Annotated in this window: 15 protein-coding genes and 1 pseudogene; 3 read left to right on the forward strand and 13 right to left on the reverse strand. The window is 66.4% G+C overall.

What is annotated here, in order from left to right; translation table 11 throughout:
• Positions 1 to 86 precede the first annotated feature (86 nt).
• The gene (locus tag ACFPOU_RS00510) at positions 87 to 1,097 is read left to right on the forward strand and encodes a M35 family metallo-endopeptidase (RefSeq protein ID WP_379715539.1); all 1,011 of its coding nucleotides are present in this window, start codon (positions 87 to 89) and stop codon (positions 1,095 to 1,097) included.
• 174 nt (positions 1,098 to 1,271) lie between these two features.
• Here ACFPOU_RS00510 and ACFPOU_RS00515 read toward each other — a convergent pair whose 3' ends face one another.
• From ACFPOU_RS00515 to flhB, 9 genes are all read right to left on the reverse strand, one after another.
• Positions 1,272 to 1,679, reverse strand: coding sequence for a hypothetical protein (locus ACFPOU_RS00515; protein WP_379715542.1), 408 nt, complete (start codon positions 1,677 to 1,679; stop codon positions 1,272 to 1,274).
• A gap of 193 nt (positions 1,680 to 1,872) precedes the next feature.
• Positions 1,873 to 2,607, reverse strand: a complete 735-nt coding sequence (motD, locus tag ACFPOU_RS00520) for a flagellar motor protein MotD (protein ID WP_379715545.1) — start codon at positions 2,605 to 2,607, stop codon at positions 1,873 to 1,875.
• Position 2,608: 1 nt separating this feature from the next.
• On the reverse strand, positions 2,609 to 3,352 hold the full coding sequence (locus tag ACFPOU_RS00525; RefSeq protein WP_379715548.1) for a flagellar motor protein: 744 nt from the start codon (positions 3,350 to 3,352) through the stop codon (positions 2,609 to 2,611).
• Entirely contained in the window at positions 3,334 to 4,062 is a 729-nt protein-coding gene (locus ACFPOU_RS00530; protein WP_379715551.1) for an RNA polymerase sigma factor FliA, read from the reverse strand. The genes ACFPOU_RS00525 and ACFPOU_RS00530 overlap by 19 nt, the downstream gene beginning before the upstream one ends.
• A 16-nt stretch (positions 4,063 to 4,078) precedes the next feature.
• Positions 4,079 to 4,918 (reverse strand): MinD/ParA family ATP-binding protein, encoded by an 840-nt coding sequence (locus ACFPOU_RS00535; RefSeq protein ID WP_379715554.1) that lies wholly within the window; start codon positions 4,916 to 4,918, stop codon positions 4,079 to 4,081.
• Entirely contained in the window at positions 4,911 to 6,320 is a 1,410-nt protein-coding gene (flhF, locus tag ACFPOU_RS00540) for a flagellar biosynthesis protein FlhF (RefSeq protein ID WP_379715557.1), read from the reverse strand. Before flhF ends, ACFPOU_RS00535 begins: the two co-directional genes overlap by 8 nt.
• A 214-nt stretch (positions 6,321 to 6,534) precedes the next feature.
• Positions 6,535 to 7,086, reverse strand: coding sequence for a dTDP-4-dehydrorhamnose 3,5-epimerase (rfbC, locus tag ACFPOU_RS00545; protein ID WP_379715560.1), 552 nt, complete (start codon positions 7,084 to 7,086; stop codon positions 6,535 to 6,537).
• Between the two features lie 71 nt (positions 7,087 to 7,157).
• On the reverse strand, positions 7,158 to 9,263 hold the full coding sequence (flhA, locus tag ACFPOU_RS00550; protein ID WP_379715562.1) for a flagellar biosynthesis protein FlhA: 2,106 nt from the start codon (positions 9,261 to 9,263) through the stop codon (positions 7,158 to 7,160).
• Positions 9,260 to 10,450 carry a flagellar biosynthesis protein FlhB gene (flhB, locus tag ACFPOU_RS00555; protein ID WP_379715565.1) on the reverse strand — a complete coding sequence of 397 codons (1,191 nt, stop codon included), beginning with the start codon at positions 10,448 to 10,450 and terminating at the stop codon, positions 9,260 to 9,262. The genes flhA and flhB overlap by 4 nt, the downstream gene beginning before the upstream one ends.
• A gap of 433 nt (positions 10,451 to 10,883) precedes the next feature.
• Here flhB and ACFPOU_RS00560 point away from each other — a divergent pair.
• A pseudogene (locus ACFPOU_RS00560) lies at positions 10,884 to 11,006 on the forward strand (IS1595 family transposase); the annotation flags it as partial.
• A gap of 74 nt (positions 11,007 to 11,080) precedes the next feature.
• On the opposite strand, the gene ACFPOU_RS00565 reads toward ACFPOU_RS00560, so the two are convergent.
• Entirely contained in the window at positions 11,081 to 12,229 is a 1,149-nt protein-coding gene (locus ACFPOU_RS00565) for an MraY family glycosyltransferase (protein WP_379715568.1), read from the reverse strand.
• Positions 12,230 to 12,616: 387 nt separating this feature from the next.
• Between ACFPOU_RS00565 and ACFPOU_RS00570 the strand changes: the two genes are divergently transcribed.
• The gene (locus ACFPOU_RS00570; RefSeq protein ID WP_379715571.1) at positions 12,617 to 13,744 is read left to right on the forward strand and encodes a hypothetical protein; all 1,128 of its coding nucleotides are present in this window, start codon (positions 12,617 to 12,619) and stop codon (positions 13,742 to 13,744) included.
• Positions 13,745 to 13,765: 21 nt separating this feature from the next.
• Here the strand turns inward: ACFPOU_RS00570 and ACFPOU_RS00575 are convergent, their stop codons facing one another.
• The 3 genes from ACFPOU_RS00575 to ACFPOU_RS00585 form a co-directional block, all read right to left on the reverse strand.
• The gene (locus tag ACFPOU_RS00575; protein ID WP_379715574.1) at positions 13,766 to 14,764 is read right to left on the reverse strand and encodes a fumarylacetoacetate hydrolase family protein; all 999 of its coding nucleotides are present in this window, start codon (positions 14,762 to 14,764) and stop codon (positions 13,766 to 13,768) included.
• 38 nt (positions 14,765 to 14,802) lie between these two features.
• Entirely contained in the window at positions 14,803 to 15,858 is a 1,056-nt protein-coding gene (locus tag ACFPOU_RS00580; RefSeq protein WP_379715577.1) for a phospholipase A, read from the reverse strand.
• Positions 15,859 to 15,982: 124 nt separating this feature from the next.
• Positions 15,983 to 16,702 carry a pseudouridine synthase gene (locus ACFPOU_RS00585; protein WP_379715580.1) on the reverse strand — a complete coding sequence of 240 codons (720 nt, stop codon included), beginning with the start codon at positions 16,700 to 16,702 and terminating at the stop codon, positions 15,983 to 15,985.
• Between the last annotated feature and the right edge of the window lie 28 nt (positions 16,703 to 16,730).

A 16,730-nucleotide genomic window follows, 5' to 3' on the forward strand; every position in this document is an offset into this window, starting at 1 on the left:
ACCCCACAAAACATTGCCACATCGCAAGCCCTCCCTGCTCCACAAGCGGAAAGTATTCCTGTTGTCACTACCTGACGGAGGAATCCATGCACCGCACCGCCCTTGCCACCCTGCTGCTCGCCGCCCTGCCCGCCCACGCCGCCATTCTCGTGACCATCACGCCGGAGCGCGCCACGCTCGGCAAGCGCGACGAGGTCGTGGTCACCGTCACGCTCACCAATACCGGCACCGTGCCGGAACGCATCCTGACAGCGCGCACCCCCTTCGGCCCGGCCGAATTCGCCCTGTTCGACATCACGCGCGACGGCCAACCGGTGCGCTACCTCGGCCGCGAGGTAAAGCGCAGGACGCCGACCGAGGCCGACTACCTGCTGCTGGCCCCGGGCGAGCGCCGCAGCGCACGCGTCGAGCTCTCCGCCGCCTACGACATGGCCGTCACCGGCGCCTATGCGGTACGCTACCGCGGCGCGGCGGCGGCCCCGGGCGTCGCGGCCGGCGCCATCGTATCGAACACGGCCGCCATCTTCATCGAGGGCCGCCTGCCGCGCGGCAGCAGCGTGCCGCTGCTGGCCGCGCCGGCCGGACCGGGCCTCGCCTACGCCCAGTGCTCGAACGCCCAGCAGGACACGATCGCCCATGCCATGGCCGCCGGCAGCGCGATGGCCGCCAGCGGCCTGGCTTACCTGACGAGCGGCAAGGAGCAGGCGCAGCGCTACACCAACTGGTTCGGCGCCCTCGACGCGGCGCGCCAGGCGACCGTCAACAAGCATTTCACGGCCATCAAGGACGCGTTCGAGACCAAGCCGGTCAAGGTCGATTGCGGCTGCGACGAGGATTACTTCGCCTATGTCTACCCGATGCAGCCTTACACGATCTGGGTCTGCAAGGCTTTCTGGAGCGCGCCCATGACCGGCACCGACTCGATGGGCGGCACCCTGCTGCACGAGTTGAGCCACTTCGAGATCGTCGCCGGCACCGACGACCATGTCTATGGCCAGCAAGGCGCGGCCGAGATGGCGCGCACGGCACCCGAGCGGGCCGTCAACAACGCCGATTCGCACGAATACTTCGGCGAAAATTCGCCAGCGCTGGACTGACCGCCATCGTCGATCCTCGATACCCCGTATCGACCGGAAATGGCCAGCCTGGCGATCAGTGATCCGGACAAGGCCGTGCAGAACGCCGACCCGCACGGGTACGTCGCCGAGAACACGCCGGCGCTGAACCGACAAGCCAGCCCGGCAGGAATGCGTCGTTGCTGCCGGGACGGTTTATTGGAGGTTGGCGATGAAGGAAACAGGCCGTGCCGGAAACTCCAGCGGCTTGTCGAGCTGCTGGAGGTCGGCCAGGACCGGGCCGGCATAGCCGAGGTGGTAGTTGTGGCGGCCGGCGGCGAAGGCGTAGGCGTTCGTGATGTCGATCGTATTCGTCAGCGTCTTGCCGGGTTCGAGCGGCTGGTAGTCGGCGCCCGTGGGCGCGGCGCGCTTGACCATCCTGCCGGTGTAGCGCACCGGTTTGCCGCCGGCATCGCGCACGTCGAAACGGGCGCCGGTTAATGCGTCGCCCGCCGCCAGTTCGCGCGGGATCCAGACCGTCGTCCTGCCCTGGTTGATGAAGCTCAGTTCCACCAGCACCCTGCCGGGCGGCGTTTCCATATCGATGCTGTGTTTGACGCTCACGCTCGGTTCTCCGGCGGCGCCCGCAGGCAGGGGCAGGCAGCTCGCCGCGCCCAGGACGGCAAGCAAGAAAGATCTGCGCAGCATTGGCAGCTCCATATGGTTGTGTCGCCCATTGTGCGGGCGAGGCGCGAAAAAACCAAGGGAGGCGCGCCGGTGTGAAATATTATTTCAAATCACTAACTAAAGTGAAATTTTATTTCACAGCTTCCGGCGCGGCCGCCAGGATCGTCACCGCCACCCGCCGGTTGCGCGCCCTGCCCGCTTCGTCGCCGTTGGACGCCACCGGCTGGTTTGCCGCGTGCCCCACCGCCGTCAGGCGCTGCGCCGCCACCCCGCTGTCGATGAACAGCCGCACCACGCTGCTCGCGCGCACGCTCGACAATTCCCAGTTCGAGGCAAACAGCGGATTGGCGATCGGCAGCTGATCGGTATGCCCTTCGACCTGGATCGCATGCGGATCGTTCTTCAGCAGCGCGGCGACCGTTCCCAGCGTCGCGCGCGCCTCGGCGGCGAGCGCCGCCTGGCCTTCCGCGAACAGGATCCTGGCATTGATCTCGACCGTCACCCCGCGCGCGCTCTGGGTCACGCGCACCTGTCCATTCTTGACCAGGGGCGCCAGCGACGCATCGAGGGCGCGCGCCAGGCGAGTGAGCCGTTCGCGCTCGCGCCGCTGGGCTTCGGCATGCTTGCGGGCGATCAGGTTCGCCAGGGGAAGCTGTTCGATATTGCTGCTGGCCTGCGGCACCGCGGGCCGGCCGCCGAAGGCATCGCCCAGGGCATCGGACAGCACCTTGTACTTGCCGATGTTAACGACCGAAATGGCGTACATCACGACGAAGAAGGCAAACAGCAGCGTGATGAAATCGGCATAGGAAATCAGCCAGCGATCGTGGTGTTCGCTCGTCTCGTCGTAGCGCTTCCTGGCCATGTCAGCGCTTCGCCAGCAGGCTGGCCACGCGCTCCTCGACCACGCGCGTGTGGTTGCCGCTGGCGATGTCGTGGAACACGTCGATCAGGATTTCGTACTGCGCGACCTGGTCCGACACGATCGCCTTGAGCTTGTTCCCGACCGGCAGGAAGAACAGGTTCGCCAGCCCGACGCCGTACACGGTCGAGACGAAAGCCACCGCGATGCCCGAGCCCAGGCGCGCCGGATCGGACAGGTTTTCCATCACGTGGATCAGGCCCAGCACCGCGCCCACGATGCCGATCGTCGGCGAATAGCCGGCCGCCGCTTCCCACACGCGCGCGGCCTGGCGCTCGGCGAATTCGATGGCGGTTACTTCCGTTTCCAGCAGGTTGCGGATTTTTTCGGGCGCGATGCCGTCGACGATCAGGCGCAAGCCTTTCTGGATGAACAGATCCTTGGCGCCCATGTACTGCTCCAGCGCCAGCAGGCCGTCGCGCCGTGCCGTATGGCTCCACAGCGCGATCTCGCGCGAGAGCGGCTGGCGCCGGCTCTTCGGCGGAAAGAACACCCAGCGCAGCATGTGCATGCCGCGCGCGAAGGTGCGCGCTTCCGATTGCAGCAAGACCGCGCCGAAGGTGCCGACCACGACGATCGCGAACGCCGCCGGCTGGACCAGCGACGCGAAGCGCCCGCCGTCGAGCGTATGCCCGACGACCAGGCCGGCCACGGCCAGCGCCAGGCCGATCAGGCTGGCGAAGTCCACAGCTTTTCCTTGAGCGAGGCGCGCAGGCGGGCCACCGCTTGCGTATGCAGTTGCGAGACGCGCGACTCGGACACCCCGAGCACCGCGCCGATTTCCTTCAGGTTCAATTCTTCTTCGTAATACAGGCCCATCAGGATCTTCTCGCGCGGCGGCAAGGAATCGATGGCCTCGATCACGGCCGAGCGGAAGTCGGTGTCGAGCAGCGCGCGCAGCGGGTCGTCGTCGTCGACCGCATAGCGGTCCAGGAAACTGTCGTTGCCGTCTTCGTCGTGGAAATCCTCGTAATAGACGAGCTGGTGGCCGCCGCCTTCGAACAGCATTTCCTGGTACTCCGGGAGCGAGACGCCGAGCGACTTGGCCACCTCGAGCTCGCTCGGCGGACGGCCCAGCTGCTGCTGCAGCTTGGTCATGGCCGTCTCGACCTTCTTCATGCTCGAACGGGTGCTACGCGGCAGCCAGTCGTTGCTGCGCAGCTCGTCGACCATGGCGCCGCGGATGCGCAGCACGGCATAGGTCTCGAACTGGGCGCCGTGGTTGTCTTCATAGCGGTTGATGGCATCGAGCAGGCCCATCATGCCGGCCTGGATCAGGTCGTCCACCTCGACCGAGGGAGGCAACTTGGCCTTCATCTGGTGCGCCAGGCGCTTCACGAGCGCGGCATGCTCGGTGAGCATATGGTTCTTGTCCGCTTTCCCTTTGACGGTATACATGCTTGTGCTTTTTTTCTCAGGAACCAAAATGCGCGCCGCCGCTCTGGCGCTCCAACCGGGTCAGGGGAGGCAGCGCAAAGCGCCCCGCCAGCGCGCGGAAAGCGACCGACGCCCCCGCCAGCGGAAAGGCATCGACCACCGAGCGCCCCAGGCGCGCCGCGCGGTGCAGGTATTCGTCCGCCGGCACCGAACCCATCGAGGTCAATGTTACCGCAAGGTAACGACTTGCTGCCGCCGACATATTATCGTAAACCACCTTCGCCTCGGCCTCGGAAGCGCCCGTGACGAGGATGCCGAAGGGACGGCGTCCGAGCGCCTGCGCCAGGCGCTTGACCAGCCCGTAGGCGTTGGTGATCGAGGTCGCGCTGGTCGAGACCTGGATCACGATTTCGGAATCGGCCAGCAGCGGCACGGGGAAGCCGCCATCGCGGTCCAGTTCGCCATCGACGATGACGATGCCGCCCTGCTTCTTCACCAGCACGCCGAAGGCGGTCGACAGGCGGCGCGCCTCGTCGCTGCCCGCCGCAGGCACCTGGCCGTCGCGCGCCAGCAGCGCCACGTTGAAACCCTGGGGGGCCAGCTGCACCACCTGGCTCAGCGCGCATTCCTGGCGCGCCACCTGCAGCAGGCCCGCATGGCGCTCCAGCCCGAGGCGGCGGGCAGCGCCGTCATCGCGGCGGCAGGCGTCGACGATCAGCACCTCGTTGCCGGCCTGGGCCAGCGAGGCGCCCAGGTTGACCAGCATCGCGCCCTTGTCGTCGGCAGGCGTGGCGGAAAGAAAGGTGACGATGCGCGGCTTGGGGCCGGCCAGCATCCGGCGCAGGCCTTCGGCCTGGTCAAAGTCGAAACTAGCCAACGCGCACCTCGCGCAGGCTCTCGTCCTTGTGCAGGTTGCCCGTGTTCGCCATCATCAGCGGCAGGTCGGCGTCCTCGACATTGTTGGCCGCATCGCGGCGGCTGCGGAAGGCGCGGTCGACCAGCATCGCGCGGTCGGCCAGGTGCAGGTCTTCCGGCACGCGCTGGCCGTTCGAGATGTAATGCAGGTTCAATTTCTGCCGGATTACCACGTCGAGCACGTTGCCGATCGAAGCGGCTTCGTCGAGCTTGGTCATGATGCAGCCATGCAAGCCGCTGCCCTGGTAGGCGCGCACGACTTCGGCCAGGGTTTCGTTGGTGGAGGTGGCGTTCAGGCACAGCAGGCGTTTCACGTCCGCGCCGGCGCCGGCGAGCATGGCCACCTGCTCCGTCACCATCTGGTCGCGCTGCGACATGCCGATGGTGTCGATCAGCACCGTGTGCTTGTTGCGCAGCTCTTTCAGGGCGATGCGCAGGTCGGCCTCGTCCTTCACCGAATGCACCATCACGCCCAGGATCTTGCCGTAGATACGCAGCTGCTCGTGGCCGCCGATACGGTAGGCGTCGGTGGTGATCAGGGCCAGCTTTTCCGGACCGTGGCGCATCACGCAGCGCGCGGCCAGCTTGGCGGTGGTAGTGGTCTTGCCGACGCCGGTCGGGCCGACCAGGGCGAACACGCCGCCCTGGTCGAGCAGCGTATCCTCGTCTGCCATCGTGGTGAGGTTGCGCGCCAGCACGGTCTTGATCCAGCGCATCGCCTCGGCGGCGTCCTTGTTGGCCGGCATCTTGTCGATCAGGTAGCGCGACAGCGAGGCCGAAAAGCCGGCGGCCAGCATCTCGCGCAGCACGACCGCCTTTTGCGGCTCGCGCGCCTGGGTGCCGCCCCAGGACAGTTCGGCCAGCTGGGACTCCATCATGCCGCGCATGGCGCGCAGTTCGTTCATCATCCCGCTCATGTCGGCGGCGGCCGCTTCCTTTGCCTGGGCGAGCGCGGCCGACATCATCGAGCTCATCGCGTCCATGTCGAAGGCCGGCCGGGCCTGGGGCGCGCGGCGCTGGGCGTGGCTGTGCTCGATAGCGAAGTCGGTGTCCTGCGGCGCGGCGGCGCGGCGGCTTGCATAGATCTGTTCCGGCGTGGCGGCGGGCGCGGCGCGGCGGCGGTTCACGAAGCCTTGCGGCTCCGGCTCGAAGGCGTTCAGGTCCAGGCGCGGCTGCGGCTGGGCCATGTCGGTGCCGGGCGCCGGCGCGGCCAGCGAGGCGACATCGTCGTTGTCGAGCGCAAGGATTTCGACGACGCCGTCGACGGGACGGTTCGACAGGATGACGGCATCGGGGCCGAGCGCATCGCGCACCTTGCGCAAGGCTTCCCGGGATGTTGCCGCTGTAAATTTCTTCACATTCATCTTATTCTCCGCACTGCTCGTTCGATTGATACCGGCACGCATGCAGCCGGTCTATGGCAGTGATTATTAACGATGCCGTGGAGCAAGCATCCGGCGAAAAGGATGGGGAAAGCGGTCTAATTCGATGTAGCGGGGGAAATCAGGCGTGGGCGGCGCCAGGCCGCGGCGGTACGGGTGTCGCGCGGGGCATGCGGCGCCCCGGCACGCGCATTGCCTACGCGAAGGTCTCGGCCGCGCCCAGCAGCGGCGCGTGCGCGTCCTTGTCCGCCAAATGCGGCGCGAACGCGATCGGCCAGTCGATGCCGATGGCCGGATCGTTCCAGCGCAGCGTGCGCTCGCATGCGGGATGCCAGTAGTCGGTCGTCTTGTACAGGCATTGCGCGCGTTCGCCGAGGACGGCGAAGCCATGCGCGAAGCCGGGCGGGATCCACATCTGGCGCCGGTTCTCGGCGCTCAGGACTTCGCCCACCCAGCGGCCGAAGGTCGGTGCGGAGCGGCGCAGGTCGACGGCGACGTCGAACACGCTGCCCTCGGTCACGCGCACCAGTTTGCCCTGCGCGTGCCGGATCTGGTAATGCAGGCCGCGCACGACGCCCCCCAGCGACAGGCTTTCGTTGTCCTGCACGAACGGGGTGTCGATGCCGGTCGCCGCGGCGAAGTCGCGCGCGTTGAAGGTTTCGACGAAGCTGCCGCGCGCGTCCTCGAAGGCGTGCGGCACCAGGATCAGCACCTCGGGAATGGCGGTCGGCGTTACGGTCAGTCGCATGGTCGTTCGATCTCGGGCACGGCGCAAAACCCGGAGTATACGGCAGCGCGGTGCGCGCGCGCCAAGGAGGGCTAACCTGCGCCCACCAGGCTGGTCACGCGGATCGTCTTGGTCTCCGGAATTTCCGAATGCGACAAGACCTTCAGTTGCGGCAGCGCGCGGCGCAGGAAGCGCGACAGCAGCACGCGCAGCGGACCCGGTACCAGCAGCACCGGCGTATGTCCCATCGCTTCCTGCTGCTGGGCCGCGTTGTGCGCTTGCTGGGCGATGGTGTCGGCCAGGCCCGGCTCGATGCCGGTGCCGTCGCCGCCCGCGCCCAGGGCTTGCATCAGCAGGCGCTCGAGGCGGTTGTCCAGCGTCATCACGTTCAGTTCGTTGGTGCCGGGGAACAGCTGCTGCACGATCGCCCGGCCCAGCGCGATGCGCACCAGCGCCGTCAGCTCGCCCGGGTCCTGGACGCCGGCGTGCTCGGACAAGGTTTCGATGATGGTGCGCATGTCGCGGATGTGCACGCCTTCGACCAGGAGGTTCTGCAGTACTTTTTGCAGCGTCGCCAGCGACACCGCCTTCGGCACCAGGTCTTCGACCAGCTTCGGCGTTTCCTTGCCCAGGTGATCGAGCAGGGCCTGGACTTCCATGCGGCCCAGCAGTTCCGAGGCGTGCGTCGTGATCAGGTGGTTCAGGTGGGTCGCGACGACGGTGCCGGCATCGACCACGGTATAGCCCAGGTTCTGCGCTTCGTCGCGCATGCCGGACTCGATCCACACGGCCGGCAGGCCGAAGGCCGGATCGGTGGTCGCCTGGCCCGGCAGCGTGCCGCTCGCCATGCCCGGATTGATCGCCAGGAACTGGCCGTTGATCGCCTCGCCGGCGCCCACTTCCACCCCTTTCAGGGTGATCCGGTAGGCCGACGGCTTCAGTTCCAGGTTGTCGCGGATGTGCACGGGCGGCGCCAGGAAGCCGACTTCCTGGGCGAATTTCTTGCGGATGCCCTTGATGCGCTTGAGCAGCTCGCCGCCCTGGGTCTTGTCGACCAGCGGAATCAGGCGGTAGCCCACTTCCAGGCCCAGCGTATCGACCGGCATGATGTCTTGCCAGCTCGCTTCCTCGGTCTCGCCGCCGCCCGCGCGTTCGGCGCCGGCGGCCGCCTCGCCGGCGGCGGCCTGGGCCTCGCGCTCCGGGGCGTTGCGGGCCCGCTTGGCCAGCAGGTAGCCGCTGCCGCCCAGCACCGCGCCCAGCAGCAGGAAGACCAGGTTCGGCATGCCCGGGATCAGGCCCATGCCGGCGATGATGCCGCCGGTGATGTACAGCACTTCGGGCTTGGCGAACAGCTGGCCGATCATCTGGCCGCCGATGTCCTGGTCGTTGGCCACGCGCGAGACGACCATGCCGGCCGCGATCGAGATGATCAGGGAAGGAATCTGCGCCACCAGGCCGTCGCCGATGGCCAGCAGCGTATAGGTCTTGGCGGCGTCGCCGACGGCCATGTCGTGCTGCACCACGCCGACGATCAGGCCGCCGATGACGTTGATCAGCGTGACCATGATGCCGGCCACGGCATCGCCCTTGACGTATTTCGAGGCGCCGTCCATGGCGCCGTAGAACTCGGCTTCCTGCGCCACTTCCGTGCGCCGCTTGCGCGCTTCGGGCTCGGTGATCATGCCGGCGTTCAGGTCGGCGTCGATCGCCATCTGCTTGCCCGGCATCGCATCCAGGGCGAAGCGCGCGCCGACTTCGGCGATACGGCCCGCGCCCTTGGTGACGACGGTGAAGTTGATGATGGTGAGAATCACGAAGACGACGATACCGACCGTGTAGTTACCGCCGATCAGGAAGTGGCCGAAGGCTTCGATCACCTTGCCGGCCGCCGCGCCGCCGGTATGCCCTTCGGTCAGCACGATGCGGGTGGAGGCCACGTTCAGCGACAGGCGCAGCATGGTCGACACCAGCAGGATCGCCGGGAAGGCCATGAAGTCGAGCGGCTTGACCGTGTAGAGCGCGGTCAGGAGCACGATCACCGACAGCGCGATATTAAAGCTGAAGAACAGGTCGAGGACGAAGGCCGGCAGCGGCAGGATCATCATCGCCAGCAGCAGGATGATCAGGATCGGCGCGGCCAGGGCATTGCCCCTGGCGCCGATACCGGCCATCCAGCCAGGCATTCTCAAACGATTCATCGTGCGGCTCCGTTATTCGTATCGGGTGCGGGATCGGGCTGGGCGCGCGATGCCGGGTTCAGCGGGTCCATCTCGGGCGGCACCGGCAATGCCGTCGGGCGATCCGGATAATGGCCGCCGACCTTGCTGTAATGACGCAGCTGGAAGACATAGGCCAGCACTTCGGCCACCGCCGAGTACAGCTTCTCGGGAATCTCGTCGTCGATCTCGGTGTGCTTGTACAGGGCGCGGGCCAGCGCCGGCGCTTCGAGCAGCGCGACATTGTTGGCGCGCGCCAGTTCGCGGATCTTGGCCGCGACTTCATCGGCGCCCTTGGCGACGACGCGCGGCGCCCCGCCCTGCCCGTCGGTGTACTTCAGCGCCACCGCGTAGTGGGTCGGGTTGGTCACCACGACATCGGCGCCAGGTACATTCTGCATCATGCGGTTGCGCGCCATTTGCCGCTGCATCTGGCGAATCTTGCCCTTGATCTGGGGATTGCCGTCCGATTCCTTCGATTCCTGGATCACTTCCTGGCGTGTCATCTTCAGCTTGTTGTTGTAGTGCCAGACCTGCCAGGGAGCGTCGATCAGGGCCACCACGCCGAGCGAGCCGACGATGAAGAGGAAGGCGCGCGCCATCAGGTCGGCCACGTGGCCGGTGCCGGCGCCGAGCGGCTCGACGGCCAGACCCAGCACGGCGTCCTTCTGGCTCATGACGACGATCCAGGCGACGCAGCCGACCAGTACCGTCTTGGCGATGGCCTTGAGCAGTTCGATCAGGGCGTTGGTGCTGAACATGTTGCCCAGGCCGCTGATCGGATTGAGCTTCATGAAGTTCGGCATGAAGGCCTTGGAACTGAAGTTGAAGCCGCCGATCAAGAGCGGCGCGGCGAGCGCGACGAGCATGATCGCCAGCGCCAGCGGCAGGCAGGCCAGCAGCACGCCGCCGACGTCGTTGCCGATGCGCTCGAGCAGGACGGCCGGGTTGTAGACCTGTTCGCGGTCGAGCGTAAGGCCCGAGGCCAGGGCGGCGGACAGGCGGCCGGCCAGGCTGTCGCCGGTAATCCACAGGCCGGCGCCGGCGGTCATCAGGACAGCGAAGGTGGCCAGCTCGCGCGAGCGGGGAACGTCGCCGTCCTCGCGCGCCTTCTCCAGTCTCCTGGGAGATGCGTCTTCTGTCTTTTCCGCGTCGCTGTCGCCTGCCATGAGCCCTTCCCCGGTCGCCGTTCATCCATGCAAGACGGGATTATCGCTGATGTTGCTCTACGTCCATACTTGAAACAGGATGCGAAAGCGCCGCCAATTCGTCCGGTTCGGGACAGGCCGGCCGGCAAGGCGACGCGACGATGCCATTCCCGCATCGGGCAGACGGATGCCAAAAAACCAGGCGCTGTCACCGCTGCGTGTAGAAATTGAACTGCTGGCCTCTGCCGAGGTCGAACTGCTGTTCGACCACCGGATTCAGGCAGTGGCTAAGTACTCGCCCAAAAATAAATGTGCTTTTGACTGCCAGAACCGGCGCGTTGCTGCGTTGGCCCTGTCCGCTTGCGGTGCTTGCAGTGCTCGGGCTGCGGCGCACTCGCCGCCTTGCACCGCATCCGGTTCTGTTTGCCAAAATTCACATTTATTTCCGGTCGAGTACTTAGCACGCTTCCATGGCGTTGCCTCACGCTACTTGCCGAATTACCTGGGCTGGCGCCGGGCGCTCGATGGCGAGCGCATTGCGTCACCGGAGCGCTTCCTGCGAGCGGCAATGGGACTCGTCGACACGTAACGGTGACAGCGCCAAAAACCACAGCATTCGAGAATGACTGTGGTTGCTTGTGTCGCGCCGTATCAGGATTGTGCGGAGACCGGCTCGGAGTCCATCGAAGGCATGGAAGCGCGCGTCGGCTGCGGCCGCGTCGCGCGGCGCCGGCGCGCACGCGATGCGGACGCCAAGTACCAGTAGAAAGCCAGGTACAGGCCGAAGCTGACCAGGGTGCCCTGCACCAGCAAGTTGGAATCCTGCGGGAAGCGCACCGCGAACCAGGCCGGCACGGCGGCCAGGACCCAGGAAAACGGCGACACGCAGGCATTGCGCAGCGGGGCGCGGAACTTGCGGAAATAACGGCCGGCGACGGCGATCTTGACCAGGCTATGCAGGTGGCAGCTGTCGGGCTGGCCCGGATGGCGCCGGCACCACAGGCGGCGCACGATGGTAAACACGGTTTCGAAGCACGGGTAGGCGCAGGCCAGCAGCGGCGCCCAGGAAGACACTTGCGGATTGCGGTACACCAGCGTCACCGACAGCCAGGCCAGCAGGAAGCCGAGCAGGTAGGCGCCGCCGTCGCCCAGGAACAGCTTACCGAACGGGAAATTGACGAGGAAGAAACCCATCGTGACGGCGCAGACGATGAAGCAGGTGCGCGCCAGCTCGGCGTCGCCGCAGTCGAGGGCGATCAGGCCGACGGCGGCCAGGCCGATCACGACCGTGCCGCTGGCCAGGCCATTGAAACCGTCGATGATATTGACTGCATTGGCCATGCCGCCCACGGCGAACGCGGTAAACAGGACCGACAGCGGCAGCCAGGTCAGGACCGCGTCGAGCAGGTCGACGCCGGTATGCACGATGCTCACGCCAGTCAGGGCCCAGCAGGCCACGCCGCTGGCCATGGTCGCGACCAGGCGCGCGCCGATCGAGACGCGGCGCGTCAAGTCTTCGGCGATGCCGAACAGAAAAGCGGGCGCGGCTGCGCTGAGCAGCGGCGCGAGCAGGCGCTGCTGCGACTCGGACGAGAAGGCGCAGGCCGCGATGAGCCCAAGCATGATGGCCAGCCCGCCGATGCGGGGAGTGGGCACGCTATGGAATTTTTGAACGCCGGCGGTGGCGTCCAGCGTGAACCTGCCGTGCCAGCGCGTCGTCGCGACCAGCAACAGGGAACACACCAGCGTCACCGCCAGGCCGAGTTCAAAAACAAAGATGTTGGTTTCTGTTGGATCCATAAATGAGACTTGATTAGCCGCCGAATTCTAACGCATTTCTCTGAAGAAAGCATCAAGCTGCCAAAGGGTGTGTGTGAACGCGTCTATTCCAGGCAGAGCCGGCAGCGCTTCGATGCACATTAGGTAAGTGGCTGATTATATGTGGCGTTTTCGCGAATCTTTATCTGAATTGAGTAATGGCAATAAATATTGGAACGGTTCTTCATAATATTTTGAGACATTTTTTTACAGTTTATGACGTATTTCCGCGACGTTTCACAGGCGAATATTTACATCCAGTTACACCTTATCTTGGAGTGGCGAATGAAGTTCTTTCCTTTCGTTCAATATCGTTGCCTGATAATATTCATTTTGTTGCTCTTATCGGTTTCCGCGCGTGCGCAGGCAATGACCGGGCAGGATCTCGATGCCGCCAGGGGCGCGCTCGCATTACGCATCCTCGAAGCGCACGCCGATTCGCTGGCAAGCCAGCGCGATGCCGAAACCCGCCACGCCGCCCGCCAGGCCGAGCGCACCGCCCTGCTGGCACGCCTGCCGCCGGCGGCGACCCGCCCGCTCGAAGGCCGGCTCGACACGCGCCAGTTCGGCGCCGCCGGCTTGGTGCGCGCCTTCGACCTGGCCCATGCGCTGGCCGCCGACGTCTGCGCTGCCTTGCCGCACGATGCGCGCACCGCGGTCTACGACTCGGCGACGAGCGCCGGCATCCTGGCCGCCCGCAGCGTTAACGATGCACTCGTGCGTTTGGCTGACGAGCTGGCACGCCGCAACAAGGAAATGCAGCGCTATATCGAGGCCCGCACGCCCCCCGGGGCGGTCTCCGGCACCCTGGCCGTCGCGTTGACGGTGGTGCCGGCGATGCTGCGCGCCTCGGCCGATACCGCCGCCCTGTTCAAGAGCGACGTCACGGCGTCCGGCATGGCCTACGGCGAAGGCGCGCGCGCGCTGTTCGTCAGCGCGCTGGCCGAAGCGTGTCCGCAGCGGATCGCGGGCCTGGGCGGCGGCTATCTGGGCGAACTCGACACCGTCCAGCACGAGCGCTTGCTCGGCAAGCTGCGCGCGCTCGCCGCGCACCGCGCCGACTACGCGAACCGGATCGGGACGCTGCAACGGCTGCTCGACGCCGCCAAGGGCGACGAGAAGCGCGACATGGCGGCGGTGGCCGCGGCCGCAGGGGCGGTGCTGAAGGCAGTCGACGCCTTCACCGACGCGCTGCGCGCCGGCGAGACGGGCGACGGGAGTGCGCTCACGAATGCCGCACGCTACCTCGGCTACGCCCAGCGTACCGAGGGCGCGCCGGTGCTCGACTTCGACCTGCGCCTGGAGGGAATGAGCATCGTCCAGGACAAGCTGTTCAGCGGGCAAAAGCTGCGCCTGTCGGCGATCGCGCTGCTGTGGTACCGGGTGCACGGGGCGGACGGGAGCTTGCGGCTGGCGCGCACGGCGCGCAGGATGGCGGAACCGGTGGAAGTGGACTTGCGTGGCGGGCCCGTCGCGGGCGGGTTCTGGCAATTCTGACACGCCGGCATCCAGCCCGCATCAGGGCTTCACGAGCGTCTGCGCGATCGCCCCGAACACCGACCTTCCCTGCTCCTCGAGCATCTCGATCCGGATCGTATCGCCGAAGCGCATGAACGGCGTACTCGGCGCCCCGTGCGCGATCGTTTCCAGGTAACGCTGCTCGGCAATGCACGCATACCCCGGCGCCACCGCCCCCTTGCGCGCGCCGTCCTTGTTCGACACCGGGCCCGCGCCGACGATGCTGCCGGCGCGCACCGGTCGCGTCTTGCACAGGTGCGCCACCAGTTGCGGGAAATTGAAGGCCATGTCGGCGCCGGCATCGGGCTGGCCGACGAGGTGGCCGTTCCAGGTGGTGCGCAGCCGCAAGTGGACCTTGCCGCCGCGCCAGGCCTCGCCCAGCTCGTCGGGCGTTACCGCCACCGGGGAAAAGGCGGTGGCCGGCTTCGACTGCAGGAAGCCGCCGCCCGGCGCGGACTCGTCGGGCGCCAGGGCGCGCAGCGACACGTCGTTGACCAGCGCCAGCAGCCGGATGCGGCCGTGCGCCTCGTCCGGCGTGGCCGCGGTCGGCACGTCGTCCAGGATCGCCGCCAGGCCCGCGCCGAAATCGATGCCCCAGGCCTCGAACGCCAGGACGAGATCGTCGCAGGGTCCGAACAGCGCCTCGGCGGCGCCCTGGACCATGGGCGGTTCGTCGGACGGTCGCGCCGGCGTGCCGTCGCCGCGTGCGCGCTGCCGGAGCAGGAGATGGTTGGTCCAGGCCGCGCCCGTGGTCCAGCCGTAGGCACGCGGCAGCGGCGCCATGCAGTTGGCGGGGTCGAAGTCGAAGGCGCGCCGTGCCTGGCCGTGGTTCAGCTGGGCATACAGGTGCTCGAGCTGGGGCGCGATGAAGGCCCAGTCGTCGAGCGCGGCCTGCATCGTCGGGGCAATGGCGTCGGCCATGTGCGCGGTTTTCAGGTCGCGCGCGACGACGGCAAGCTGGCCGTCGCGGCTGCCGTCCTTGAGCGTTGCAAGTTTCATTGGCGGGAAGACGAAGGGTCAAGCCCGCCATTGTACGGTCAGAAAGTGCCGAGCATGCCGATGCCCAGCGAACGCTGGAAATAGTTGTAGTCGACCAGGCTCTGGCCATAGCCGGCGAAGGCCTGGGCATAGCCTTTCAGGTTGCCGGCCAGCGGAAAGGCCCAGCCGGCCTGGATTGCGCCGCGTTCGGTATGGAAGTTATAGCGCAGCGTCGACGAATAGACATGGCCCTCGCGGCGGTAAGCCAGCGCCAGGTCGCCGCGCCCCATGTAGTCGACGATGTCCGGGTTGTCGTCGTCGTCTTCGCTCAAGCGTTTCCAGACGCGGCCGGTGGCCGAGAAGCCGCCCTTTTCGATGCCGAGCTGGCCATACACCCGATTCCAGCTGCGCGAGAGCGTGCCTGACTGGCCATTCGACTGGTGGTTCACGCCCAGGCCCGCGTGGGTCAGCTTGACACCGCCGAGCCCGATCGCCAGCGGCACGATCGCCATCACTTCCGGCTGGTAATTGGTTTCGCGGAAGGGGCTCGAGGCCTTGCTGTTGGCGGCCTGCCAGAAACTGTTCTGGGTATAGCCGAACCACAGGTCGACCGGTTTCCCGAATGCGCCTTCCATCATCTTGAGCTTGAAGCTGAGCTGGTAAGCCAATTCGCTCTTCGACAGGCGGATGTCATCGCCGTTGAGCTCGCGGAACACCTGGTAGGGCGCCTCGTTCTGGCGATACGAGCGGTTCACGATCAGGTAGTTGGTATGGTGCGGGCGGAACTTGAAGACGCCGCGGCGGTAAGGCTGGTCGAGCTCCCAGTGATCGAGCTGGCTGAACCTGGCGCTGCTTTCGGCCGACGGTTGCGCCGTCACGACCGCAACGGTGGCCGTGGCGGGCGCCGTACCGTCGGTGGTGGCTGGATTGACGACGACGGCCGCTTCGGTACGCGGCGCGGGAACGGCGGCGAGCTTGTCGAAACAGGCCAGGCGCAATGCGCCATCTCCGATATTGGCGCAATCGGACAGCAGTTTCGGCGCTTCTTGCGCAAGGGCGTTGGCGCTGGCCAGCAGAGGGAGGGAAATCAGGAGGGTACGGTAGGGAAGCGGCATCGTGGACGGTAAGCAGTTGCGAAAATACGCCGTCGCATCCGACCGCAGCAGCGTATCGACACGAGCTGACGCGGGTCAATACGTATTTTGCATGAAAACGCCTATTCCCGTCGCACAGATAAGCTCAGGTGACAGGTACCAGCAAATCGAGTTGCTCCTGCTCCAGGTAACACCATTCCCCTTCTTTCAGGCCCAACGCATCCAGCGTCAGCTGGCCGATGGCCGACCGATGCAGCGCCTCGCAATGGTTGCCGGCCGCGGCCAGCATGCGCTTGACCTGGTGGTATTTGCCCTGTTCGAGCACGATCTCGATGCCGTTCTCGCCGCGCGCCACGCAAGACAGCGCGCGCAGGGGCGCCGGCTCGTCGTGCAATTGCACGCCCGCCAGGAGCTGCGCCACCAGTGCAGGAGTCACCGGCTCGGCCGTCGTGGCCTGGTAGACCTTCGGCACATGGCGCTTGGGCGACGACTGGGCGTGGATGAAGGGGCCGTCGTCCGACATCAGCAGCAGGCCGGTGGTGTCGTGGTCGAGGCGGCCAACCGGCTGCACCTCACGCCAGGAAAACTGTTCCGGCAGCAGCGTCAGCACGCCCGGATGGTGGCTCGGCTTGCGCGAGCATTCGAAACTGGCCGGCTTGTAGAGCGCGATGTAGACGCGCTCGCGGTAGACCCATTCTTCGTCGAACACGGTCAGCACCAGGCCAGTCGTGTCGACCGCCGCCTTGTAGTTGTCGGCGATCGCGCCATTGACGGCGACGTCGCCATCCTCGATCAGGGCGCGGCAGTACTTGCGGGTGCCGAATCCCTGCGATTGCAAGATACGGTCCAAGGATAATTTACTCATGGGCGAGACTTTAACAGAAGGGCCAGGG

This window comes from Massilia jejuensis (genome assembly GCF_042656795.1).
GTDB lineage: Bacteria > Pseudomonadota > Gammaproteobacteria > Burkholderiales > Burkholderiaceae_D > Telluria > Telluria jejuensis.